The following is a 22,937-nucleotide window of genomic DNA, read 5'->3' as shown; positions in this document are numbered from 1 at the left end:
TCAATTAACTTATTTAAGGTAACTTCGCTTCCCAAAACATGAAAGTGACCTACTATTAATGGAATTACTCAAGATAGGAGTTTTTGTAAGTATGCTGTCAATGACTCCTATGCTTGAAGCTCAAAATATATCCGGCCTTCAGAAAGAACAGCCTTTACTTCTTTTGGAAGAAAATTTGGAACAACTTTCCATCGGGAATGAGGAAGAATACGGTTGGGAAGATGAATTGGAGGAGTTGTCCCGACGTCTGCAAGAGCCTGTCAACCTCAATGCCGCCACTAAACGGCAATTGGAGCAGTTTCCTTTTCTTACGGATATACAGATAGAGAATCTTCTGGCTTATGTCTATATACACGGACAGATGCAGACCATTTATGAATTGCAACTGGTGGAGGAGATGGATAAACGTACCATCGACCTACTGCTGCCCTTTGTCTGTGTGCGGGCAGTGAAAGTGGGTAGGGGGTATCCTGCTTTAAAATCTATACTGAAATACGGGAAACACGAAACATTGGCACGTTTGGATGTACCGTTCTATATCCGTAAAGGATATGAGAAGAATTACCTGGGACCTTCCCTTTACCATTCTTTGCGCTATAATTTTCATTATGGAGATTATCTCCAAATAGGCGTGACGGGAGAGAAGGATGCCGGAGAACCCTTCTTTGCCCTGCACAACAGAAAAGGCTATGATTACTATTCTTTCTATTTTCTGATAAAGAATCTGGGGCGGCTGAAGGCTTTGGCATTGGGCAATTACCGTCTGAGCTTCGGGCAGGGACTGGTACTTAGTACGGATTTTCGTTTAGGAAAAACATTCTCTATGTCTACAACAGAATATCGTACCGGAGGCATCCGTAAGCATAGTTCTACCGATGAGTACAATTATTTCCGGGGAGTGGCGGCAACGGTGGGAGTATTGCCTTACTTGGATATTTCGGCTTTCTATTCGCATCGCTCCATGGACGGTGTGGTGGAGGATGGCGAGATAACTTCCATTTACAAGACGGGATTGCATCGCACGCAGAAGGAGGCAGATAAAATGAATGCCTTTGCCTTGCAGGTGATAGGTGGAAACATGACCTATGAAAAGAACTCTCTGAAGGTGGGAGTGACGGGGATTTACTATTTTTTCAACCATCCTTACAAGCCTCGGTTGAACAAGTATGCAAAGTACAATCTTCATGGAAGTGATTTCTATAATGTGGGCATGGATTATAGGTATCGTCTGGGCCGTTTTGTCTGGGTGGGGGAAGCGGCAACCGGCAGTAAAGGCTATGCGTTGCTGAACCGGCTGAAGTATAATCTTTCTTCCGATTATCATCTGCTACTTGTTCACCGGTATTATTCATATGATTATTGGACTTTGTTTGGGCGTTCCTTTGGCGAAAGCAGTATGCCGCAGAATGAGAACGGATGGTATCTGGCAGCAGAGGCCACACCTTTCGCCCGGTGGAAGTTTTTCACTTCACTGGATGTGTTTTCTTTTCCTTGGTGGAAATACCGTATAAGTAAGCCCTCAAAGGGAGTGGATGCCATGTTTCAGGTTACTTATACTCCTCGAAAGAGCCTTTCGATGTATTTTAATTATCGGTACAAACAGAAAGAAAGAGACGTGACGGGTACAAGCGGTGCAGTTATCGAACCTATCTATCACCATAAACTCCGTTATCGGCTGACCTATATGCCGGGAAGATATATCTTTCGTACTACAATAGATTATAACCACTTCCGTCAGCAGGATGGGGAAGGGTATCGCTTTGATAGACGGCAAGGTTATCAGTGTACTCAATTTTGCTCGTACACTTTCCCCTTCCCTCTGTCAGTTTCCGTGCAGGGAACCTGGTTTCATACGGACGATTACGATTCGCGTGTTTACGCCTCCGAGCGTGGATTGTTATATACTTTCTATACCCCTTCCTTCTATGGCAAAGGGTTCCGTTACTCCGCTCATCTGCGATATGATTTGAGTAAGAACTTCATGTTTCTTGCCAAATTCGGACAGACGGTTTATCAGGATAGGGAAACGATTAGTTCGGGCAATGATGAGATACCGGGAAATAGGAAAGCGGACTTGCAGATGCAACTGCGTATCAAGTTTTAGAAACTGTTTTAATTTTATTTCAGTTTTCTTCTGAGGCAACCTGAAAAATAAAATTAAAACAGTTTTTTAGAGTCTTCTCTTTATCTGTCACTTTCTTCCAACATGAAAATTTCATTTACAGTCTTTCCGAATATCTCTGATATTTTCAATGACAGCAAGGTGGAAGGGACATACTTTCCCGATTCTATGGCATTGATGGTTTGCCGACTCACTCCTATGGCTTCAGCCAATTGCTGTTGGGTCATATGCTTGATGGCTCTTTCTACCCTTAATGTATTAGTCATTGTTGCTCCTCCTAAATTTATAAAGTTCAATGTTGTACTTTATGATGAACAGAAATAATATCATGAACAAGTCTATAAATACAAAATTAAGATATTGCATGTCATAAATCAGCATAGTGCATACTATCAGTAGGGAATACGCTGTTATGGTAGCCCAGATAAGAGAGTTTGAACGAATATTGGCAATGCATTCATCTTCGTCCTTTTCTTTTGAGAAAGCTATGAACAAGAGTGAAACCGTAAGCCCTATCATACTCAACTCGTCGAATAAAGAGTTCTTGATAATACCCCAGGGAATTACTGACAACGCGTTTACCTTCAACCAATCTTCATTGCTGCCGTCGAAAAGGCAGATGAAGGACGTGATGGCGAATGGGACAAATAAACACCAACCTATCTTTCTGAAAGTGGTTGGAAATAAATAGTTCTTTCTCATAATACTATGCATTTAGATGTTATCTGCAAATGTAATGTATACTTTACATATAAACAAGTAAAATAGATAAAATGTAATGTATAATTTACTTTTTTAACATGAGATGTATGCTTTATAAAGGGAATATTTTCTTTTATGGGTAAACTTTTGCAAGCCGAACATTGCTAGATACCATAGTTTTCACTTAACTTTGGAGCGGTAAGATTGTTTAAGCATTAATCAAACCGTAAATCGTCAAATCGTAAATAGTATGACTGTCATTTATCCATCTCCCATATTCGGTCCCGTTCATTCTCGCCGTCTGGGAGTATCTTTGGGAATAAATTTATTGCCGGCAGACGGCAAAGTATGCACTTTCGACTGTATTTACTGTGAATGTGGCTTCAATGCCGACCATCGTCCCAAACAGCCGTTGCCTACGCGCGAAGAAGTCCGTTCGGCCCTTGAAGCCCGTCTGCGGGACATGCAGCAAAACGGACCTACACCGGATGTACTGACTTTTGCCGGTAATGGAGAACCGACGGCACATCCCCGTTTCCCCGAAATCATAGAAGATACACTTGCCTTGCGCGACAAGTATTTTCCGAATGCAAAGGTGAGCGTACTGAGCAATTCTACCTTTATTCATCGTCCTGCCGTATTCGAGGCTTTGAACAAGATTGACAACAACATCCTTAAACTGGATACGGTGGATGAAGAGTATGTCCGTGTACTTGACCGTCCTACCGGACATTACTCCATCCGGGAGATTATAGAAGGGATGAAAGCGTTCAAAGGGAACTGCATTATCCAGACCATGTTTCTCAAAGGAAGTTATAAAGGACAAGATATGGATAATACATCCGATAAATTTGTTCTTCCCTGGCTGGAAGCTGTCAAGGAGATTGCTCCCCGCCAAGTGATGATTTATACCATCGACCGTGAAACGCCCGACCATGATTTGCAGAAGGCCACCCGCGAGGAACTGGATCGCATTGCGGAACGGATACGTGAAACGGGTATACCGGTAAGTGTTTCTTATTAATAATATACTTATGAAATCAATAGCAATTAAAGATTTAAGCGAGAACTTCTTCGAAGTGATAGGCAAAGAGTGGATGCTGGTTACGGCAGGCAGTAAAGAACATTTCAACACCATGACTGCCAGTTGGGGAGGTATTGGCTGGCTTTGGAACAAGCCGGTGGTGTTTGTCTTTATTCGTTCCGAGCGCTATACGTATGAGTTTATGGAGGAGAACGAATATTTCACCCTTTCTTTTTTAGGAAAGGAAAACCGGAGCATTTACAACCTTTGTGGCAGTAAATCGGGTAGGGAAGTGGATAAGGTAAAGGAAACTGGTCTGAATCCTATCGTTACCGAGCGGGGAAACATTCTCTTTGAGCAGGACCGCCTGGGATTGGAGTGCCGCAAGCTTTTCATTACCGATATGAAAGAAGAACTCTTTCTCGACCATTCCGTCTACGAGCGTTGGTATGGCGGTGACCACGGTGGATTGCACCGGGTTTATGTAGCCGAGATTGTAGATGCCTGGGTAAAGGAATAGCTCCTTTACCACAGTTTCAAGTCATATTCGGCTTCCACCTTCTCTTCTATTTCATCCGGAAGGGCGGGGAAGAAGTCGATACCTGTAATACGTTCCACTTCGTCCACTGTATTGACGTAGCTGTCCAATGGATGATTGCCTGATGCATTCTTATAAATGAAGCCGATGGCTTTGGGGGGATTGCTGTCTGCACACAGAACGACCTTGAAGAATGCTTCGGGCACTGTAATTTTGTGCTTCTTACCAATGGTACGGTGACGTTGGTCATAGAGAATAGGACCGCATACAATGTATATCTTGCCTTCTTCTTGTGCCCAACGGCGGCATGACTCTTCCAGTTCTTTCCAGTCGCCACGGTTTAGATTGTGGTTCTGCGGGCAAATGTTTGTCATGTAGAAGCTCTCTTGCATGGCTTTCCAGTGCCAGCGGTTGTCACCGGCCGGACACATATGTCCGCGGTCCATGCCGGCTCCTTTGTAGTCATCGGTGGTTACTGCCTCGTGCTCAGGCAGGTCGGGGTCGGGCAAGAACTTGTCTGTACGGCTTTCACGCTCCACCAGTTTTTCGGGAGTGAGTTCCCAGGCTACCCAATTGGGTATCTTTAAATCCTTGTTGTAGGATACTGTGTAGCCTTTCCGCTGGAGAATCTGTTCGGAGACGTTCTTCAGCTTTGCCGGTATTTCAAGGCGTGTGCCTGCCGTGAGTTCTATCTTGGCAGGCGTAGAACTCTTTTGCCTGGCATCCGAAAGTATCTTTGCAACGGGTTCATAGGCAAGGCAGACCGCACATATAAACAATATAAGATAATAGACGCCTTGCGATTGTTTCTTTTTTTTTCGTGCCATGCCGGGATTAGTGTTGGATAATTATTTTGGCCCTTTCCAGTGCCACATTTATGTTCGGACAGATATTTTCTTCGCCCAACAGCTCATAGAAGCCCGATTTTTCCAGTACCTTATGTACCTTTTCATTGACACCGGAGAGCACAATGGTTATTTTTTCCTTTTGGGACATCTCACAAAGGCTTGTCAAGTTGTGGATACCGGTAGAATCGATGAACGGAACTTTACGCATGCGGATGATGCGCACTTTGGGGCGGTCGCCCAGCCGCGCCATGATTTCTTCGAATTTGGTGGCGATGCCGAAGAAGTAAGGACCGTTTATTTCATATACTTCCACATCCTCGGGGATTATTAGGTGCTCGTCATTGCTTGCAATGTCCGATTCTGCATTCGGGTCTATTTCATCTTTGATGACGGATATTTCGGTAGTCTCCATGACGCGGCGCATAAACAGCACGCAGGCAATCACCAGACCTACTTCAATGGCAATAGTCAGGTCGAAGATGACGGTCAGGAAGAAAGTAATCAGCAGTACCGTGACATCCGATTTAGGATTCTTCAATAATGCCTTGAACGTACGCCAACCGCTCATGTTATAGGATACTATGACCAGTACACCCGCCAGGCAGGCCATTGGTATATACTGTGCCAGTGGCATGAGAAACAGTAGGATAAGCAGCAACACCACTGCATGAACCATACCTGCTACGGGAGTTTTTCCTCCGTTGTTGATGTTTGCCATGGTACGCGCGATGGCTCCGGTGGCAGGGATACCGCCAAACAGCGGGGTAGCCATGTTGGCAACACCTTGTGCTATCAGTTCCGTGTTGGAATCGTGTTTGTCGCCTATCACACCATCAGCTACGGTGGCAGACAGCAAAGATTCGATGGCACCCAGTACAGCGATTGTAATGGCTACGGGGAACAAGTTCTTTATCGCTTCCCAATCCAGGGCAGGCATCACGGCATCCGGCAGTTCGGCACGGATGCTGAAACGGTCGCCGATGGTATCGATACAATCAATGCCTCCATATACTTTCATCAGCCAGACTGCCACTGTCACCACGATGATGGCAATAAGTGACCCCGGTATCTTCTTCGAGAACCGCGGTGTAATGGCAATGATGAAGATACTGACAATACTTACAATCGTGTTCCACCAGTTAACGGTATCGAAATGTCGGAAATAAATCATCCATTTTCCTACAAAGTCTCCCGGAACTTTCTCTCCTCCGAACGTCAGCCCGAAGATATCGGCAATCTGCGTGGTGAAGATGGTGACGGCAATACCGCTTGTAAAACCTACGATGATGGGATAGGGGATAAACTTAATGACAGCTCCCAGCTTGAACACTCCCAGCAGGATGAGCAGTACGCCTGCCATCAGTGTGGCGACAATAAGCCCCGATTCACCGTATTGCTGGATGATGCCATAGATAATGACGATGAACGCACCGGTCGGTCCTCCAATCTGTACCTTGCTCCCACCCATCAGGGAGATGATGAAACCGGCTATGATAGCCGTAATGATACCTTTCTCCGGTGATACGCCGGAGGCGATACCGAATGCAATGGCAAGCGGGAGGGCAACGATACCTACAATGATACCTGCCATCAGGTCTGCCATGAACAGTTCTTTAGAGTAATTTTTTAAAGCCGTGTATAGCTTTGGTCTGAATCCGAACGCTTTCATTATAATCTACTTTTTTATACGTTTTTTTATACAGAATGTAATGTATATATTGCAAATTGCCTGCAAAAGTAGATAAAATAATGGATATTAGTGAACACAACTGTGATGTATTTTGTTTTCCTTATCAGATATGTGCTATTAATTATGCTAAAATGCCTTTTCGGATTATCGGTGAAGATAGATTCTTTCTATAAGACGATAAATGAATCAGATGGGGCAGAAGTGTGGTTATTTCAAACTAAATTCGTAATTTTGTGTTGTTTACGAACAGTACGAACGACATTTATACGTAATTATATTAACTAATAAAAAAAGAGACTATGGCTAAAAGTGTTAAAGGAACTCAGACTGAGAAGAATCTGCTGACTTCATTCGCTGGTGAATCACAAGCAAGAATGCGTTACACTTATTTTGCAAGTGTAGCCAAGAAAGAAGGTTACGAACAAATCGCCGCTATTTTCACAGAAACGGCTGACCAGGAAAAGGAACACGCTAAACGTATGTTCAAGTGGTTGGAAGGCGGTATGGTAGAAATCACCGCTTCTTATCCTGCAGGTGTTATTGGCACTACCCTGGAAAATCTTCAGGAAGCTGCTGCCGGCGAACACGAAGAGTGGTCATTGGATTATCCTAAGTTTGCTGATATTGCAGACGAAGAAGGTTTCCCCGAAATTGCTCTTATGTACCGTAACATCGCCATTGCCGAAAAGGGACACGAAGAACGTTATCGCGCTTTTATCCAGAATATAGAGACTGCCAGCGTATTTGCCAAGGAAGGTGAAGTGGTATGGCAGTGCCGCAACTGTGGTTTCATCTACACCGGTAAGGAAGCTCCTCAGGTATGTCCGGCTTGCTTGCATCCGCAGGCTTACTTCGAAGTAAAGAAGTCAAACTATTGATAATGTCTCCTGCTTGTGCAGGTATGGATAACGGGAAACGCCCGGATGCTTTCTTCAGAGCATCCGGGCGCTTTGTTTAAATGACCATGTTCGTTTTCCGTGCCAGTATAGTGGCGCGAGTTTTACTTTAGTTACTTCCCGACGTGCGGATAGTCTATCGTATAGTGCAGTCCGCGGCTTTCCTTGCGTTCCATGGCTTGCTTGGTTATCAGGTATCCTACGTTTATCATGTTGCGCAGTTCGCACAGCTCCCGGGTAGCCTTGCTACGCTTGAAGAGTGCTTCTGTCTCCTCGTAAAGTATGTCCAGTCGGTTCCAGGCACGTGTCAACCGGGTATTGCTGCGGACAATACCTACGTATGCCTCCATAATCTGGTTTACTTCCTTCATGCTTTGTGTGATGAGAACACGTTCTTCGGTGGAGATGGTACCTTCGTCGTTCCATTCGGGGATGTCTTCGTTGAAGTCATAACGTTCCAGCACGCTCAGTGCGTGTTTGGCTGCCGCGTCGGCATAAACCACGGCTTCAATCAGTGAGTTGCTTGCCAGACGGTTGCCGCCATGCAGTCCAGTGCACGAACATTCGCCGATGGCGTACAGACGGCGGATGCTGCTCTGTCCGTCCAAGTCCACCTTGATACCACCGCAGAGATAATGGGCGGCGGGGGCTACCGGTATGTATTCCTTTGTAATGTCTATACCGATGCTGAGGCATTTCTTGTATATGTTCGGGAAATGCTTTTTGGTTTCTTCGGGGTCTTTGTGTGTGACGTCCAGATACACATGGTCTTCACCGCGCTGTTTCATTTCGTTGTCGATGGCACGCGCCACGATGTCACGCGGGGCCAGTGAGAGTCGCGGGTCGTACTTCTGCATGAATTCTTTTCCGTCTTTGGTGCGCAGCACGCCGCCATAACCACGCATGGCTTCGGTGATGAGGAACGAGGGGCGGTCTCCCGGATGGAAAAGGGCTGTGGGATGGAACTGGATGAATTCCATGTCTTTCACTGCTCCCTTGGCACGGTAGACCATGGCAATGCCGTCTCCCGTGGCTACCAGTGGGTTGGTGGTATGGCGGTAAACGGCTTCGCAACCGCCCGTTGCCATGATGGTGACTTTGGAAAGGAAGGTATCCACCTCGCCCGTCGCTTCGTTCAGCACGTAGGCACCGTAGCACTTGATGCCGGGGGTATGGCGGGTAACGATGATTCCCTGGTGATGCTGGGTAATGATTTCCACAGCGTAATGGTCGGTCAGTACGGTGATGTTGGGGTGTTGCTTCACAGCTTCGATGAGGCTGGTCTGTATCTCTGCACCCGTATTGTCCTTATGGTGGAGGATGCGGAATTCGGAGTGGCCGCCTTCTTTGTGCAGGTCAAACTCTCCGTCTTCCTTTTTGTCGAAGTTCACTCCCCATTTAATGAGCTCCTTGATTTGTTCGGGAGCATTGCGCACCACCTTCTCTACGGCTTCGCGGTCGCTTATCCAGTCGCCTGCAATCATGGTGTCCTCGATGTGCTTCTCGAAGTTGTCCACAGCCAGATTGGTGACGGAAGCGATACCTCCTTGTGCAAAATAGGTATTTGCTTCTTCCAGACCTGCCTTGCAGATAAGGGCTACTGTCCCCTTGTGCGCCACTTTCAGCGCAAAACTCATACCGGCAAGCCCGGAGCCGATAACGAGGAAATCGAACTTTCTTACCATAGGATTTAGTGTTTATCGCTGCAAAACTACAAAATAAGTACATTCCTTGTTCATTCCGTAGGGATTTATTCGTAAAAAGACCTACCTTAGCGGCAAAAATCCGATAGAATGAATAGAATCTTTCATGCCCGTATTGCTGTAGGGCAGTTTTTGTTTCTGGCTCTGATAAGTGGTCTTGCCATTTATATGTTGTGGGATAAATACGTGCTGCCTGCGGCGCTTTTCATGCTTTGGCTGATAGTTGTCATCGAGAAGCTGATTCATACTACCTATACGGTGACTCCGGACGGGAAGCTGAAATTGTATTTCGGCCGCTTCTCGCGCAGCAAGGAGATTCTGCTGAAGGATGTCATTTCCGTGGAGCGTGCCTCTTCCATGCAGATAGGACGGTTTGCAGTAATGCGCTACGTACTGGTGAAGTATGGAGCGGGTAAGTGCGAGGTATTGTTTCCGGTCAAAGAGGAGGAATTCATCCGGTTGATGGAGGAACGGAGAGGATGAGCAATATGGTGTGCCCACGTATGTGATTCCGTTTTAATCTGCCGTTATCGGTTTCATGGTAATGTCTCCTGTGTAGCTTTCCGGAGTTGTTTGTATGAACTTTCCCTTTATCTGTTTTTCCGTTTTTGTATATTCACCTACGAATGTCAGCGTATAGGTAGCTACAAGCTTGCTGTAGTGTAGTGTTCCTTTTATGATGAGCCGACAGTGAGGTGGTATGCTGATGGTGGAAGTACTGCTGTTTGGACCTTTGGCTTTTGTTGTTTCGCTGCCATATTTTATTGTTGTCCCGCTTAACGATAGTTCATCTCCAAACATGTAAGGGGCATTGACGAATATGTCTTCTTCCCCCATCCATGCAAATGCTCCGGGGTCGTTGCTTTGGAAGGTGGTTTCCTGCCATGTGTCTTCAAAGGGGGAGTTTGTGGTGGTAATACTGCTGTTCAAATTGTTTTCCATGATGAAAGGCAGGAGTTCTACATCATAGGTACTGAATCCATCCCCTTCTTCTTCAAAAGAGTATTGAATATCTTTGAACAGATATTTTTCAGCATCTTTAATTTCGTCTTTATCATAACAGCCGGTCGTGCAGACAATCAATATGGCGGACAATACGAGGTGGAATAGTTTCTGTTGTCTCATAGCCTTTACTTTTTTGTGAGGATGTACGTACAAAGATAAGTTTATTTTTTTGAAACTATTCATAGTGAGCACTTTATTTTCCTGATAATTTAGTCTTTCTGTAAATGCAGGTAATCTTTGAATCATAAATAAAGCTTAATTTTAGCTCTTCTGTTTGCAGTTTTTCGGATATGGCAGCGTCCATTATGTAAAAAAGAAACGAACATGAATTTGAATTGTGCCATTTTACATGCAGACCCGGAGATTGCCGGAAGGTTGGAAGAGTATATCGACAAGGTTCCTTTTCTCTCTTTGCACGGAAAGTACGGCAATCCTCTTGAAGCGCTGAAGGATTATTATGAGACAAAAGTGGAAGTTTATTTTGTCGGCATCTATCCGGTGGAAGAAGGTGAAATCAACGGAATGGATTTTTGCAGGCTCTTGTCCTCGTCCACTCGTGTCATTTTCATTACAGATACCGACAAGTATGCTGCCGAGTGTTTCCGCCTGGATGCGTTGGACTATCTGATGGACGGGCTCAATTTCTCCACGTTTTTCCAGTCTGTCAGCAAGGCGGCACGCTGGTTCTCTTTGCAAGATGCAGGTACGTCCGACTCCAAGCACAGGCAAGGTCTGGAAGAGGCTCCGAAGGTGATTTACATGCGGTGTGACAACCGCATCATGCGGCTCGATCTGGAGCGGATAAACTACATAGAGGGTTTGGGGGATTACGTCAAGATTTTCTGCAAGGGTGCCTCCAAACCTGTCTTGAGCCTATGCAGTATGAAGTACATGGAGGAAAAACTTCCGGCGGACGAATTTATCCGCGTGCACCGTTCTTTTATTGTCCGCATGGACTGCATCAGCGCCATCGGGCGCAGCACACTGCTCATCGAGCAGAAAGATGTCCCCATTGGCGATGCTTACCGCGAAAGGGTAAAAGGGTATGTGTCCAGGCTGGCAGTGTTGTAATACCCCGTTTTCAGATACTATATACTTTGTTTGTTGGATCTATAGTTCCAGCGTGCTGCATCTATATATGCAACGCGTTGCATATATAGATCCAACAAATGATAATCATTCGGTGTAAAATCCGTGTAATCTGTGGTGAACCGGAACCTTGTATTACTTTAGTTTTGCTCTCGAAATTCTTTCCCCGAACGTCAAGTTCAGATTCAGACTGAACCGGCTTTCCTGCATCAGATTGCTGCGTGAGTCCAGTTGTTTCCGCCACGTGGCGCCCAGCGAGAGATAGGAGTACCGGATGGGGAAGCTCGCCCCTACGCTGGCTTCCAGATACTGCATCTTCCCGCCTTTCAGATTGATATAGGAGTTGCCGAAACCTATTCCGCCCATCAGCTCGGTGGAACGTGCCAGGCGTGGCTTGGTAATGTAGCTGCCGCCTATGTTCACTTTGTGCTGGTTCTCGTATTTCATGGAGGTATAGGAAGAGGAGTTGCGGCTCCAGTCCAGGTAGTTGTAGTCGGCGGTCAGCACCCAGCGTTCGGTGGCCATGCTGAGGCCGGTGCCGAGGTGCATGGGCAGATATTGTGTACGGCTGTGGTATCCTTTATTGAGGTTCTCGCTGGTAGATGAGTTGCTGTAGGTCAGTGTATTGTCGTGGCTGATGGGAAGGGAGGGAGCAAATACCAGCCCTGCTGCCCACTTCCGTTGTCCGGTCGCACCCCATTCGTAATGTATGCCGAAGTCCGCATAAAAGGCCCGTTTGGAGGATTCGTACTTTACGACGGCGCTTTCCTGCGTTTCGCTCTGTGTCACTGTGCCCACTATCATCCCCAGGTTGATGCCGACCGACAGTTGCCTGCTCAGTGCAAAGGCATTGGTGACGTAGCACCGGTATAGTCCGCCCGTACCCTCAAAGAGCGAGTAGGTGTAGTTGCCGGGCATTCCCTCTATCTCTTCTTCGGTCTGGATGACATAGCCCACACTGCTGTATGGTGCTGCACCTACAAGGGCATACCAGCGCGGCAGGACACGGAAGCCCATGCTGATGCGGTTGGGGTTGCCGGTGAAGTTGGAGCTGTGTTCGCTCAGGAAGGAGTAGCGGGCATATGAGGCAGATACACCCACATCGAACGTGAAGCAGGCGGTGTCCATGCGGGTGATGGCTGCGGGGTTCAGCGTGTTCAGAAATCCGGTACGGTTCAGGGCGATGCCCGTGTTGCCCATGCCGGCATAACGTCCGCCGTCACCGGCACTCAGTTCGCCCACTCCGTACATGGAGGTGGGCAGGTTGGTGGTGTTTTGTGCCACGGCGGTGAGGCTTGCCGTACACAGACTGCACAGCAGAAGGGGAATCCAGTAATGGCGTTTCATTGCTCGTTGTATATTTTGAATCTTACGTCTAATCTGCATTGGTTTTCTTGTTCGGGGTCGTTGGTGAAGATGACCTGGTTGAAGGTGGTGGTGCTTTCTTCGTCTGTCAGACTCATCAGCAGTTTCTGCCGCTTGATGCCCGAAGTGCCGTAGTTGTTGCGGATGAATTCGGTGAGGTCGAAGGAGTAGTAGGTCTCTTTCCCGTACATCTCGTCGATGGTCAGGTCGCCGGTCTGTACGGTTACGCCGTCACTGCCGTATACGTAGTCCTCCAGCACATTGTTCTCGTCCGTGATATAAAGGCGGATGTCATTGGGAAGCTGGCTCACTTCGTTGTAGCTCCGGGCCAGAGGATAGAGGTAGAGTGTGGCGCTCTCTATGGAGACTATCTGTCCGGCACTTCCGAGGCTGTTGAGGTAGGGGAATTCCAGTTGGTTGTAGTAGCCCGTCAATCCCTGCATATAGGCCAGGCAACCCATGTCGCCGGAGTGGACGAGGTTCTCTATTCCGCTTTTCAGGGAGGCAAGGTGGGTGCCGGTGGGGTCGTGCCGGATACCGGTATAGGCATAGTCGGTGTTTACGCTGAAAGTCAGCACTTGTCCGGTACGTTGGTTGGAGACTTCCTGGTAGTGGAGGTTGATGCTCATGGCAGAGTCGTTCACCATGAATCCGGTGATACACTGCCCGTCGTTTTCGGGCACAAAGACCAGTCCGGGGAATTTTTTCTTGAACTTGTCTTGGGTATCGAAGTAGTCGTCCTGAGCCACGAGGTCATTCAGCAGTTGTTGTCCCCATGAGTCGGGCAGGCGGACGCTTACTTCCTTCTTCCGCCCCGGGCGGGGGGTGAAGGTAAAGCTGAAGAGTGGGGCATCTTCCGTCGGGAGTACGGTGCTGTTGTAAAGGTCCTCGTCGTTGTCCAGCACGATGGGGTTTTTCAGCCGGTAGATGGAGATGCGCTGTTGCGTCAAGGTATCTCCCCAGAAATGGCCCGAAGGTATCATCTGCAGTACGAGGGAGTCGAGGGTATAGGTGTGGTCTGTGTTGGGGGTGAAGTCGGACGTGGAGTATTCGGCATAGTAGGTGGCGGATACATCTCCCCAAGAGCTGCTCCGGTAATGTCCCAGCTGGCAGATGCTGTCGCCCCGGGTCTCTATGGAGTCCAGCAGGATGGTGCTGATGTCTACCGAGCAGGTGTCTGCGTATACATTATAGAAGGAGCTTTCCACGAGGCTCTTTCCAAGCTGCGAGTTCTCGTCCTGGCAGGCGCAGAAGATAGCGAGGACTGCGAATAAGCTGTACAATGATTTCTTCATTTCTGTTCTTTTAGTTGGCGGCAAAGGAAGGGCAAAACTTTTATATCTTTCTACAAAAATCGGCGTTCGGACGGTTTTTATCGGTAAAGGCGTTTAACGGGAATTTCGGACTGTTCGTCGGTTATTTTTGCCGGTGTGGTTGCGGCGGTTTACTTTTGCGGGCAGAACTTCCGCCCTTCTGAAAGAGGAGGGGAATAGTTTCGGCATCCCGATACTAAAACTATTCTCCTTCCTCTTCAGGGGAACGAGGGGTATGAAAAATTAATCTTTAAAACAATAAACAATGAACAGACTATTGGTAGGAATAATGTTGCTGGCCATCGTGTGCATTGCCGGCAGTTGTACGGACGAGGATGAATACACTCAGGGGCAGTGGATGAAGAAAGCCAGCTATAACGGTGTGTACCGCGCTTATGCCTCCGGCTTCACCATCGGCAATTATGGGTATTTGTGTGGTGGCTTCTACGGAGCGAACAAGGATTACCTGAACGACCTTTGGGAGTATGACATGAGCCGGAACAGCTGGACGCAGTGTGCCGACATGCCCGTTGCCGGGCGCAAGGCTGCCGTGGGCTTTGCCGTGAATGGCAAGGGATACATTACGACCGGTTCCGTGAAGGACGGCTCCTCGTCCTACTGTGTGGCAGATACCTGGGAGTATGACCCTGCCACGGATGCCTGGACACGGAAAGACGACTTCAAAGGCGGGGTGCGCGACGGTGCCCTGGCTTTCAGTATAGGCGGATATGGCTATGTCGGTACGGGCTGCAACAGCGACGCTACCGGCAGCGAGAGTGCCTACAAGATGGACTTCTACCGTTTCAACCCCAATGGCGCCGAAGGTTCGCAATGGGAAGCGGTGAGCGGGTATGGAGGCGAGAAGCGCTACTTCGGTACGGCATTCGTCATCGATGAGGTGGCCTACATCTGTTGCGGGCGAAACAACAGTACCGACCTGGTGGATTTCTGGAAGTTCGACGGAAGCATCTGGACCCAATTGCGTGACATTGCCAATACGGACTCCGACAACGACTATGACGATGACTACGCCATCACACGGTCTGAAGCCGTATCTTTCGTCATTGGGGGCAGAGGGTTTGTGGCTACGGGAATACGTAACAGCACTTCCCTGAGCAGCGACTACTGGCTGTACGACCCTGACAAAGACTTATGGTACGGCGATTTCGACGACGACTTTACCCCCATTACAGATGTGCATAATTATCCTTCCGGCGCTTCTTCGCGCAGGGCTGCCGTTGGTTTCTCTACCGGCGAACGTGGTTTTGTGCTGACGGGAACAAGCGGTACCAGCTACTTTGATGATGTGTACGAACTTCTGCCCGATGAGGAAGAGGAAGTCTGATTCGCCCCATAACTGAACGGAACTTATGAAGCTGATGTTTATGATGATAAAGATAGGTGTACCGGCTGTGATGGCGGTATGCCTTTCTTGCTGTTCGGGCCATGTTGCCAGCGGCGACAATGAGTTGAAATGTCGGGTGATGGAGGTGGAAGGCGGTTACGGCTACGTGGTGCTGCATGGAGCCGATACCCTGATATATCAACCTTTTATACCTGCTTTGAGCGGTCGCCTGCCATTTGCAACAAAGGTGGAAGCGCTGGCGGCCGGTCGGTTGGTATGCCGCAAGCTTGCCGATGGGCAAGCTCCGGCATTGAGCAGGGAGGAGGTGGAGTCTTGTCTGACAGACACCGGACTCTAATCTTCTAAAGAATCCTTTACTTCGTGATGTATTTCCGAGCAGTCATAAGGGTATCTCTGCATGAATTTACCCTTGAGTACCTTCTTTGTATCGCTACCGGGACGTGAAAGAGTGGCGGTGAATGTCACTTGAAGCCGTTTGTAGTAGATGGTTGAAGTGTATATGTTCCATTTCATGCCCACTATATCCATTTCAAAATGTTTATATCTCAATTCGTCTTCTTTGTAGTACTTGCCTTGGGCAAGGAAGAATAGCTGTTGTTGCCCCATCACCACCTTTCCGTCTTCTATACGGTCGGGCAGGTAGATGCTGCGTTTCTTCGGGTCTATCCAGTTGAAGACATCGTTGGAGTGGTCGTTGAGCAAGAATGCGTATTCTGTCCATTTGTTGATGAACGGATAATGGTCATGCTTTCCGGTTGTGTTGCCCATAGTTTCATCTTTATAGGTACTCTTGTCGGGTTCCGTCCCGGCTTCTTCCACCCCGTCATTATTTCCCACGCTGTATTCAATGGATTCTATCTGATAGAAATTCTCGCATGGCGCTTGCCGTATGGTGATTTGTTCTTTGTAGAAGCCCGTCTTCATCTCCAGGTTGAGGACGAGCCCGCGTTCTTCTCCGTCGAAATTGTCTTCAGTCTTTAGTGTGAGCCGGGTTTCGTTCTCGCGGGTGAGGTCAAACCAGCGGAAGTGAAGGCTTCCCAAGCCTTCCAACTGTAAGGGGCGGTTGTTGGTGTCTACCATTGTGGTTCCGCCAAGGGTGGTGATGGAGGCAATGCGCCAGTCACTACGTGTCAGGTCTATCTGCAGGGTAGAGGCATCTCCATCCAGAGTAGTTTCCTGCATGGGCGAGAGGCGAAGGTCATCGTCGTTGCTACAAGCTGTCAAGCCGCAAAGAAAAAGAGCGAACAGAAGGATGGGTTGGAATAAGTCAGTCGTTTTCATGTTGGTTATTATTTGATTTATGTCCATTGGACGTGGCATTCTTTGTAAATGCTGCCCGACAAAGATAATTATTTCCTCTTTACGCTGTATTCTCCGAAAGAAAGAAGTACTCTTTTTTGCCGGATAATACGGGTTTTATTAACTTGCGCACAAATTAACCACTAATCACTAACCATTAATCATTGATTCCATGAAATACCAAGTTGCCATTATCGGTGGAGGTCCTGCGGGATATACTGCTGCCGAAGCTGCCGGAAAAGCAGGATTGAGTGTCGTACTATTTGAGAAGCAGAGTCTCGGTGGAGTGTGCCTGAATGAAGGGTGTATCCCTACCAAGACCTTGTTGTATTCGGCCAAGACCTATGACGGAGCCCGCCATGCTTCGAAGTATGCGGTCAGTGTGCCCGAAGTATCGTTTGATTTGCCCAAGATTATTGCCCGCAAGCAGAAGGTAGTACGCAAGCTGGTATTGGGAATCAAAGGAAAGCTGACTGCCCATGGTGTGACGATTGTCAGCGGAGAGGCCACAGTGACGGACAAGAATCATGTGGAGTGCGGCGGAGAAACCTACGAATGCGAGAACCTGCTGCTCTGCACCGGTTCCGAAACCTTTGTCCCTGCCATTCCCGGCATAGACAAGGTGCCTTACTGGACCCATCGTGACGCGCTGGACAACAAGGAACTGCCCGCTTCGCTTGCCATCATCGGCGGCGGTGTCATCGGTATGGAGTTCGCTTCTTTCTTCAACAGCCTGGGAGTGCAGGTAACCGTCGTCGAGATGCTGGACGAGATACTGGGAGGCGGTATGGACCGAGAGCTGGCGGGTATGCTCCGTGCAGAGTACGCCAAGCGGGGAATCAAGTTCATGCTGAGTGCAAAAGTAGTGTCTGTCATGCCGGATACTGCCGAAGCTTCTTCCCTTATCCAGGTGAATTATGAAACAGCCGATGGTCCCGGTTCCGTCGTTGCCGAACGGCTTCTGATGAGTGTCGGGCGCCGTCCGGTAATGAAAGGCTTCGGATTGGAGAATCTGGGCTTGGAAAGAACGGAGCGCGGAAATGTCTTTGTCAACGGACAGATGCAGACTTCAGTTCCCGGAGTATATGCTTGCGGCGACTTGACGGGATATTCCTTGCTGGCGCATACAGCCGTCCGCGAGGCGGAAGTAGCCATACATTCCATCATTGGCCGGAAGGACGCTATGAGTTATCGTGCCATCCCCGGCGTGGTGTATACCAATCCCGAAATAGCCGGTGTGGGCGAGACAGAAGAATCCCTGCAGAAGAGAGGCATTGCCTATCGTGCCGTAAAGCTGCCGATGGCCTATAGTGGCCGTTTCGTCGCCGAGAACGAAGGTGTGAACGGTGTCTGCAAGTTACTGTTGGGCAGTGACGATACCGTATTGGGAGCACATGTCTTGGGCAATCCCGCTTCGGAAATCATAACGTTGGCAGGCATGGCCATCGAGCTGAAACTTACTGCCGATGAATGGAAGAAGATTGTCTTTCCGCACCCCACGGTGGGAGAGATATTCAAGGAGGCATTGTAGACCCCATGACTATTGTTTCATATAAACATAAAAGATGAAAACCGTAAAGCTAATCACCTGCGACGATGCCTTCCAGGCACACGTCATTCAGGGTGCCTTGGAGAATGAGGGCATTGCGTCTGTTTTGCATAATGAAAACATGTCTTCCGTGATGCGCGGATATGTCCGTGATGTCACGGGAGTGGATATATTTGTCTATGAGGACGAATATGACAATGCCCTCCGTCTGCTTGAACGGAACCAGATGATTCCGGAACAGTTGAGGTACTGCCCCCATTGCGGTTCGGATGAGATTAAGTTTGTGCTGAAGAAGAGCCATCGGGTGCGTGCTGTGGTGGCTGCTGTTATTGCGGCATTGTCGGCCGCACCTCCGGGCACTGAGCATTGGGAGTATGTATGCAGGAAGTGCGGCACTCATTTTGAGAAGCCGGTGTCGAAAGGAACAGTTGAAGAATAATCAGGTGTTTATTCTTTTAACCGCTTTTTAATCCAGTTCCGGTTTTTACGTCCCAATCGGCTTTCCGCAAAATCCAGGAAAGCCGATGTGTCTGTTATATGGGCTTGGATGACACCTGCCAGAAAGTTGAAGAAAGGTTCTTCACCCACCCGGACAAGTAGGTCGGCGAGTAGTACTGACCCTTTCCTATAGAGGGCAAGATGCGCTTCGCGGTCGTTGCGGTCAATACCCCAGATAGGACGGATATGGCGTGTTTCCTTACGGTAGGCGTCGATGTAAGCGGCATAGGCTTTTTCGCCGCGGGCGTGGCGTATGTATTGCAAAGCACTGAATTCGGCAAAAGATTCGTTCAGCCAGTCGTGCCAAGATTCCACCGGAGCCTTGTTCCACCAGAAGTGGCCGATTTCGTGGGCGGTGTTCTTGAGTACATATTCATTGAATGTTCGGGAACTGAGCATAATGAAATTTTTACGGCTGTACCCTCCTGAGGTGCCGGAAGCTGAAAGCAGGAATTTCATGTAAATATCCTCATCTCCCGCAATTTTATAAAGGCGTCGGAAGAATTTCAAGGCATTGTGGCAACATTGAAGTGCCGAGTCTGCACCGGCATCCGGGAAGTCTGTATAGATAAGTTCAATGGTAGTTCCGTTATCATTGATGCGGCGGCTTTTCAGCATGGGTGAAGCCAGGATAACATTGTCGAAATTCTCCCAAGGTTGCTCCATTTCCCACATCCCTTCTTCTGTATGGGAAATAATACCTGAGCCGCTCACCGTATAACCGTCAGTGATGCCGATTCGTAAGTGCGAATAATCTGCCCGGTTACCGTTGCAGACAGGATACCATCCCGTATAGTAACCAAGTTCAATCCAATGGTCATTGAATGATTTTGCAGGGCCCTGCACTTCCTGCATGTAGAGTGTGTAACGGGTATTTATGCGGCAGCGGTCATCGGCTCCTGCCGGCCGGTAGAGGGTCAAGGTCCGTCCGTCGGGAATGAATTGGGCAGGTGCCGGGGCAAGCGTATCGAAACGGTAGGTTATTTCCCGGTTGCTGTGGCGTAGTGTGTCGATACGGGCATGGCGCCATAGTACCAACGAGATTGAGTCACTGTCCTGGAAATCGATTTCAAACGAACCGCCTACTTCGACCTGTCGGTTCGGTACATCAATCTGTACGGTTAAGTCATAACTGACAATGCGCGGAGATTCTTGTGCCCGAAGCATGGGGAAGAAAAGGAGGCATATTGTAAAGCTGGCAATTGCAAGTTGTAGTTTCATGATACATCAATTTTAAAGTGATAGTAACTGGGAGATTTTGCCTATGTAAAAGTAGTATTTTTAAAGGAATATAAGATGGCTGGCTGGATATAATTTATGAAAAGACTACCTCGTTGTTGTTCATTTGTAAGATTGTCGTACTTTTGCCTTTAAAGATAAATATATTTATGAAAAGGATATTGTTGCTGTTAATTTTATCCGTCTGCCTGCTCCCATTATGGCCCCAAGAGACGGTAACTCCGGTGAAGCCGCTCTCTGCGCGGATTGATGCGTTGATAGAACACAAACTTCCCGCAGGCTCTAATGTGGCCATTTCGGTCTATGACCTGACTGCCGGAAAGCCCTTGTACGGCTATCAGGCGGATAAGCTTTCCCGTCCCGCTTCTACCATGAAGCTGCTGACTACCATTACCGCCCTTTCTCGTCCCGAAGCCGACGAGCCGTTCCGTACGGAAGTGTGGTATCAGGGAACCATTGAGCGCGATACCTTGCAGGGAGATATGTACGTGATAGGCGGTTACGACCCGGAGTTTGATGAAGAGGCGTTGGATTCCCTGGTGGCTGCCGTGGCCCGTTTCCCCTTCTCCGTCATCAAAGGCAAGGTGTATGGAGATGTCTCCATGAAAGACTCCTTGTACTGGGGCAGCGGTTGGTTGTGGGATGACACCCCTTATTCTTTCCAGCCCTACCTCTCACCGCTGATGCTGAATAAAGGAGTGGTAAAGGTTACCGCTACACCCGGCGAACGGGGCGACAGCGCACGCCTTGAATGCACTCCCGCCTCTTCCTATTATACACTGACGAACAAGACCCGAAGCCGTACCCCTTCTGCCGGACGTTTCCGTGTGTCGCGCGACTGGCTGGTGAACGGGAACAACATCACCGTGACGGGCAACGTCGATGCCCGCCGTGCAGGTACGGTCAATATCTTTTCTTCGCAGGACTTCTTCATGCATACCTTTATGGAACGGTTGCAGGCACGAGGCATCCGGTGCATTCCGGCGGCAGAAGCGGAAGTCTCTTACCTCTTCGGTGAGTTCCGGCAAGACAGCCTTTCCGTGCGGATGGCTTCCTATGAAACTTCCGTGCAGGATGTGGTGAAACAGATAATGAAGGAGAGCGATAATCTCAATGCCGAAGCCATGCTCTGCCGGTTGGGTGTGCAGAGCAGCGGAAAGAAGCGTGTCTCTGCCGAGGACGGGCTTTCCGCCATCCGCATGCTGATAAAAGAGATGGGATATAACCCCGATAGGTATAATCTGGCAGATGGTTGCGGCCTTTCCAATTACAACTACATTTCACCGGAACTCTTGGTTTCTTTCCTGCGATATGCCTACTCGCGTACGGATGTTTTCCAGAAACTTTATAAGGCTTTGCCCATTGGCGGCGTGGACGGTACACTGGAGTTCCGCATGAAGAAAGGCACCTTTTCCCACAGAAATGTACATGCCAAGACGGGTTCCTTTACCGCCATCAACTGCCTGGCCGGCTACCTTAAAGCCCGCAACGGACACGAGATAGCCTTTGCCATCATGAACCAGAATGCACTGTCGGGCAGAGAAGCACGCGCTTTCCAGGATGCAGTGTGTGATGAAGTGATACGTTGAGGTTTAGTTATCGTAAAGTTGACCTTTAGCGTCGTAAAGTTAAGGTTTGGCTTCCTAATGCAGACCTTTACGGAGTGAGCCCCAAGAGTAGGGGAAATCACTCCTCTTTCGTATTGCGGTAACGTGCCGGAGACATGCCCAGATAAGACTTCACGTACTTCCCGAAGAAAGACTGGTTGGGGAAATCGAACTCCTCTGCAATCTCTTTGATGGACTTGTCCGAGTGCTTCAGCCGGTACTTGATGTGTTCAATGGCATTCTCGTTTATCAAGTCCAGCGGTGTACGTCCGCACGCCTGCTTGATGACCTTCGAAAAGTGTTTGGGACTATAGCAGAGTGCATCGGCATAATATCCTACAGAACGGTGTATGCCGTTGTCTTTGGACAACATCTCTATAAATTTACACAGGATATAGTCGGACTGTTTGATGCTTTCTTTTGTATCGGCTGTCATTGCTGAAGGGTTCACTTCTTTGTTGAGGTGTCCCAACATTTCACAGAAAATGGCAGAAAACAAGTGTTGCATCACTTCCCTATGATAGGGATGAGGCTCGTCGTTTATCTTTGCCATAAGCAGTTCCCGGTAGAATTTGAAGATTTCCTTGTCTCCTTCCTCCCCGACAGATTTTATGGGATTGTTGTGGATATGCATAACGGTATTCCATGTATCCTTCTCCATCTTGACCACGCGTTGTAGGAACTGTGTGGAGAATGCGGCAAGCCTTATCTTGTGCTTTGGGCTTACCATCGCGTGGCTGATAATGGTATTGGGAAGGCCGAGCAGTAAGTCGCCTGCTTCCAGTTGGTAGGTTTTGTAGTTGACGTCCAACTGGATACAGCCTTCTAGACAGATAGCGATAAGGAAGCATCCTAATCTTATTGTATCTTCATTGTAGGGGCTTCCCTCCAGACTGTTGATTATGACAAAGTCATTGTCTACATAGTCAAGGACATGTTCGCTGTTCTTAAAGTCCGCGATTTCTACGATTTTTATGTTCCCTTTCTCCATATTCTTCCTTTTTCGTTTTGCAAAGTTGGTGAATAATGGGAAATATGGAATGTTCCATTATGCGGCTTTCTTGTTCTATATGTCATTTATAGA

The 22,937-nt window shown here is 48.3% G+C and carries 22 protein-coding genes; 11 read left to right on the top strand and 11 right to left on the bottom strand.

The window, feature by feature from the left end; genetic code table 11:
- Nucleotides 1–58 precede the first annotated feature (58 nt).
- Nucleotides 59–2,104 carry a helix-hairpin-helix domain-containing protein gene (locus tag H1A11_RS15750; RefSeq protein ID WP_181757431.1) on the top strand — a complete coding sequence of 682 codons (2,046 nt, stop codon included), beginning with the start codon at nt 59–61 and terminating at the stop codon, nt 2,102–2,104.
- Between the two features lie 80 nt (nt 2,105–2,184).
- Here H1A11_RS15750 and H1A11_RS15745 read toward each other — a convergent pair whose 3' ends face one another.
- Together H1A11_RS15745 and H1A11_RS15740 are read right to left on the bottom strand one after the other, a co-directional pair.
- A complete protein-coding gene (locus tag H1A11_RS15745; RefSeq protein WP_008662275.1) occupies nt 2,185–2,388 on the bottom strand; it encodes a helix-turn-helix transcriptional regulator in 204 nt (67 codons plus the stop codon).
- Nucleotides 2,381–2,824, bottom strand: a complete 444-nt coding sequence (locus H1A11_RS15740) for a hypothetical protein (protein ID WP_117588639.1) — start codon at nt 2,822–2,824, stop codon at nt 2,381–2,383. Before H1A11_RS15740 ends, H1A11_RS15745 begins: the two co-directional genes overlap by 8 nt.
- A 250-nt stretch (nt 2,825–3,074) precedes the next feature.
- On the opposite strand from H1A11_RS15740, the gene H1A11_RS15735 reads away from it, so the two are divergent.
- Both H1A11_RS15735 and H1A11_RS15730 read left to right on the top strand, forming a co-directional pair.
- Nucleotides 3,075–3,848 carry a radical SAM protein gene (locus H1A11_RS15735; protein WP_117599931.1) on the top strand — a complete coding sequence of 258 codons (774 nt, stop codon included), beginning with the start codon at nt 3,075–3,077 and terminating at the stop codon, nt 3,846–3,848.
- A 10-nt stretch (nt 3,849–3,858) separates the two neighbouring features.
- On the top strand, nt 3,859–4,368 hold the full coding sequence (locus tag H1A11_RS15730) for a flavin reductase family protein (protein ID WP_009037517.1): 510 nt from the start codon (nt 3,859–3,861) through the stop codon (nt 4,366–4,368).
- Between the two features lie 5 nt (nt 4,369–4,373).
- On the opposite strand, the gene H1A11_RS15725 is transcribed toward H1A11_RS15730, so the two are convergent.
- Complete coding sequence (locus H1A11_RS15725) at nt 4,374–5,213, bottom strand: DNA/RNA non-specific endonuclease (protein ID WP_008662282.1); 840 nt, start codon at nt 5,211–5,213, stop codon at nt 4,374–4,376.
- Between the two features lie 7 nt (nt 5,214–5,220).
- Entirely contained in the window at nt 5,221–6,903 is a 1,683-nt protein-coding gene (locus H1A11_RS15720) for a SulP family inorganic anion transporter (RefSeq protein ID WP_117599932.1), read from the bottom strand.
- A 320-nt stretch (nt 6,904–7,223) separates the two neighbouring features.
- Here H1A11_RS15720 and rbr point away from each other — a divergent pair, with 320 nt between their 5' ends.
- Nucleotides 7,224–7,802, top strand: a complete 579-nt coding sequence (rbr, locus tag H1A11_RS15715; protein ID WP_005825226.1) for a rubrerythrin — start codon at nt 7,224–7,226, stop codon at nt 7,800–7,802.
- Between the two features lie 131 nt (nt 7,803–7,933).
- On the opposite strand, the gene nadB is transcribed toward rbr, so the two are convergent.
- The gene (gene nadB / locus H1A11_RS15710; protein ID WP_016272212.1) at nt 7,934–9,505 is read right to left on the bottom strand and encodes an L-aspartate oxidase; all 1,572 of its coding nucleotides are present in this window, start codon (nt 9,503–9,505) and stop codon (nt 7,934–7,936) included.
- Nucleotides 9,506–9,613: 108 nt separating this feature from the next.
- Here nadB and H1A11_RS15705 point away from each other — a divergent pair, with 108 nt between their 5' ends.
- Complete coding sequence (locus H1A11_RS15705) at nt 9,614–10,006, top strand: PH domain-containing protein (RefSeq protein ID WP_117599934.1); 393 nt, start codon at nt 9,614–9,616, stop codon at nt 10,004–10,006.
- Between the two features lie 33 nt (nt 10,007–10,039).
- On the opposite strand, the gene H1A11_RS15700 is transcribed toward H1A11_RS15705, so the two are convergent.
- The gene (locus H1A11_RS15700) at nt 10,040–10,648 is read right to left on the bottom strand and encodes a hypothetical protein (RefSeq protein ID WP_119962198.1); all 609 of its coding nucleotides are present in this window, start codon (nt 10,646–10,648) and stop codon (nt 10,040–10,042) included.
- 204 nt (nt 10,649–10,852) lie between these two features.
- On the opposite strand from H1A11_RS15700, the gene H1A11_RS15695 reads away from it, so the two are divergent.
- Nucleotides 10,853–11,599 (top strand): LytTR family DNA-binding domain-containing protein, encoded by a 747-nt coding sequence (locus H1A11_RS15695; protein ID WP_117965065.1) that lies wholly within the window; start codon nt 10,853–10,855, stop codon nt 11,597–11,599.
- A 153-nt stretch (nt 11,600–11,752) separates the two neighbouring features.
- Here H1A11_RS15695 and H1A11_RS15690 read toward each other — a convergent pair whose 3' ends face one another.
- Complete coding sequence (locus H1A11_RS15690; RefSeq protein ID WP_181757430.1) at nt 11,753–12,964, bottom strand: hypothetical protein; 1,212 nt, start codon at nt 12,962–12,964, stop codon at nt 11,753–11,755.
- Nucleotides 12,961–14,277 carry a DUF4270 family protein gene (locus H1A11_RS15685; protein WP_181757429.1) on the bottom strand — a complete coding sequence of 439 codons (1,317 nt, stop codon included), beginning with the start codon at nt 14,275–14,277 and terminating at the stop codon, nt 12,961–12,963. Before H1A11_RS15685 ends, H1A11_RS15690 begins: the two co-directional genes overlap by 4 nt.
- A gap of 283 nt (nt 14,278–14,560) precedes the next feature.
- Here H1A11_RS15685 and H1A11_RS15680 point away from each other — a divergent pair, with 283 nt between their 5' ends.
- Together H1A11_RS15680 and H1A11_RS15675 are read left to right on the top strand one after the other, a co-directional pair.
- Nucleotides 14,561–15,640, top strand: coding sequence for a kelch repeat-containing protein (locus tag H1A11_RS15680; protein ID WP_181757428.1), 1,080 nt, complete (start codon nt 14,561–14,563; stop codon nt 15,638–15,640).
- 25 nt (nt 15,641–15,665) lie between these two features.
- Nucleotides 15,666–15,998 carry a DUF4907 domain-containing protein gene (locus tag H1A11_RS15675; protein WP_181757426.1) on the top strand — a complete coding sequence of 111 codons (333 nt, stop codon included), beginning with the start codon at nt 15,666–15,668 and terminating at the stop codon, nt 15,996–15,998.
- On the opposite strand, the gene H1A11_RS15670 is transcribed toward H1A11_RS15675, so the two are convergent.
- The gene (locus H1A11_RS15670) at nt 15,995–16,942 is read right to left on the bottom strand and encodes a hypothetical protein (RefSeq protein ID WP_117599971.1); all 948 of its coding nucleotides are present in this window, start codon (nt 16,940–16,942) and stop codon (nt 15,995–15,997) included. The two genes, H1A11_RS15675 and H1A11_RS15670, sit on opposite strands and share 4 nt — an antisense overlap.
- A gap of 190 nt (nt 16,943–17,132) precedes the next feature.
- On the opposite strand from H1A11_RS15670, the gene lpdA reads away from it, so the two are divergent.
- Complete coding sequence (gene lpdA / locus H1A11_RS15665) at nt 17,133–18,491, top strand: dihydrolipoyl dehydrogenase (protein ID WP_181757424.1); 1,359 nt, start codon at nt 17,133–17,135, stop codon at nt 18,489–18,491.
- Between the two features lie 34 nt (nt 18,492–18,525).
- Entirely contained in the window at nt 18,526–18,948 is a 423-nt protein-coding gene (locus H1A11_RS15660) for a DUF2007 domain-containing protein (protein WP_181757422.1), read from the top strand.
- Nucleotides 18,949–18,956: 8 nt separating this feature from the next.
- On the opposite strand, the gene H1A11_RS15655 is transcribed toward H1A11_RS15660, so the two are convergent.
- On the bottom strand, nt 18,957–20,228 hold the full coding sequence (locus tag H1A11_RS15655; protein ID WP_119962190.1) for a M1 family aminopeptidase: 1,272 nt from the start codon (nt 20,226–20,228) through the stop codon (nt 18,957–18,959).
- A gap of 167 nt (nt 20,229–20,395) precedes the next feature.
- Between H1A11_RS15655 and dacB the strand changes: the two genes are divergently transcribed.
- Entirely contained in the window at nt 20,396–21,835 is a 1,440-nt protein-coding gene (gene dacB / locus H1A11_RS15650; protein ID WP_181757420.1) for a D-alanyl-D-alanine carboxypeptidase/D-alanyl-D-alanine-endopeptidase, read from the top strand.
- Nucleotides 21,836–21,932: 97 nt separating this feature from the next.
- Here the strand turns inward: dacB and H1A11_RS15645 are convergent, their stop codons facing one another.
- The gene (locus H1A11_RS15645) at nt 21,933–22,844 is read right to left on the bottom strand and encodes an AraC family transcriptional regulator (RefSeq protein WP_119962191.1); all 912 of its coding nucleotides are present in this window, start codon (nt 22,842–22,844) and stop codon (nt 21,933–21,935) included.
- Between the last annotated feature and the right edge of the window lie 93 nt (nt 22,845–22,937).

It is taken from the genome of Bacteroides sp. CACC 737 (assembly GCF_013874375.1).
In the GTDB taxonomy this organism is placed as follows: Bacteria; Bacteroidota; Bacteroidia; order Bacteroidales; family Bacteroidaceae; genus Bacteroides; species Bacteroides uniformis.
The sequence above is the reverse complement of the archived record's forward strand: the minus strand, read 5'-3'. Positions and strand labels throughout refer to the sequence as shown.

Excerpts from the sequence above, each read along its gene's own strand:
- H1A11_RS15750 (WP_181757431.1), top strand. The coding sequence starts at position 59 with ATGGAATTACTCAAGATAGGAGTTTTTGTAAGTATGCTGTCAATGACT.
- H1A11_RS15745 (WP_008662275.1), bottom strand. The coding sequence starts at position 2,388 with ATGACTAATACATTAAGGGTAGAAAGAGCCATCAAGCATATGACCCAA.
- H1A11_RS15740 (WP_117588639.1), bottom strand. The coding sequence starts at position 2,824 with ATGAGAAAGAACTATTTATTTCCAACCACTTTCAGAAAGATAGGTTGG.
- H1A11_RS15735 (WP_117599931.1), top strand. The coding sequence starts at position 3,075 with ATGACTGTCATTTATCCATCTCCCATATTCGGTCCCGTTCATTCTCGC.
- H1A11_RS15730 (WP_009037517.1), top strand. The coding sequence starts at position 3,859 with ATGAAATCAATAGCAATTAAAGATTTAAGCGAGAACTTCTTCGAAGTG.
- H1A11_RS15725 (WP_008662282.1), bottom strand. The coding sequence starts at position 5,213 with ATGGCACGAAAAAAAAAGAAACAATCGCAAGGCGTCTATTATCTTATA.
- H1A11_RS15720 (WP_117599932.1), bottom strand. The coding sequence starts at position 6,903 with ATGAAAGCGTTCGGATTCAGACCAAAGCTATACACGGCTTTAAAAAAT.
- rbr (WP_005825226.1), top strand. The coding sequence starts at position 7,224 with ATGGCTAAAAGTGTTAAAGGAACTCAGACTGAGAAGAATCTGCTGACT.
- nadB (WP_016272212.1), bottom strand. The coding sequence starts at position 9,505 with ATGGTAAGAAAGTTCGATTTCCTCGTTATCGGCTCCGGGCTTGCCGGT.
- H1A11_RS15705 (WP_117599934.1), top strand. The coding sequence starts at position 9,614 with ATGAATAGAATCTTTCATGCCCGTATTGCTGTAGGGCAGTTTTTGTTT.
- H1A11_RS15700 (WP_119962198.1), bottom strand. The coding sequence starts at position 10,648 with ATGAGACAACAGAAACTATTCCACCTCGTATTGTCCGCCATATTGATT.
- H1A11_RS15695 (WP_117965065.1), top strand. The coding sequence starts at position 10,853 with ATGAATTTGAATTGTGCCATTTTACATGCAGACCCGGAGATTGCCGGA.
- H1A11_RS15690 (WP_181757430.1), bottom strand. The coding sequence starts at position 12,964 with ATGAAACGCCATTACTGGATTCCCCTTCTGCTGTGCAGTCTGTGTACG.
- H1A11_RS15685 (WP_181757429.1), bottom strand. The coding sequence starts at position 14,277 with ATGAAGAAATCATTGTACAGCTTATTCGCAGTCCTCGCTATCTTCTGC.
- H1A11_RS15680 (WP_181757428.1), top strand. The coding sequence starts at position 14,561 with ATGAACAGACTATTGGTAGGAATAATGTTGCTGGCCATCGTGTGCATT.
- H1A11_RS15675 (WP_181757426.1), top strand. The coding sequence starts at position 15,666 with ATGAAGCTGATGTTTATGATGATAAAGATAGGTGTACCGGCTGTGATG.
- H1A11_RS15670 (WP_117599971.1), bottom strand. The coding sequence starts at position 16,942 with ATGAAAACGACTGACTTATTCCAACCCATCCTTCTGTTCGCTCTTTTT.
- lpdA (WP_181757424.1), top strand. The coding sequence starts at position 17,133 with ATGAAATACCAAGTTGCCATTATCGGTGGAGGTCCTGCGGGATATACT.
- H1A11_RS15660 (WP_181757422.1), top strand. The coding sequence starts at position 18,526 with ATGAAAACCGTAAAGCTAATCACCTGCGACGATGCCTTCCAGGCACAC.
- H1A11_RS15655 (WP_119962190.1), bottom strand. The coding sequence starts at position 20,228 with ATGAAACTACAACTTGCAATTGCCAGCTTTACAATATGCCTCCTTTTC.
- dacB (WP_181757420.1), top strand. The coding sequence starts at position 20,396 with ATGAAAAGGATATTGTTGCTGTTAATTTTATCCGTCTGCCTGCTCCCA.
- H1A11_RS15645 (WP_119962191.1), bottom strand. The coding sequence starts at position 22,844 with ATGGAGAAAGGGAACATAAAAATCGTAGAAATCGCGGACTTTAAGAAC.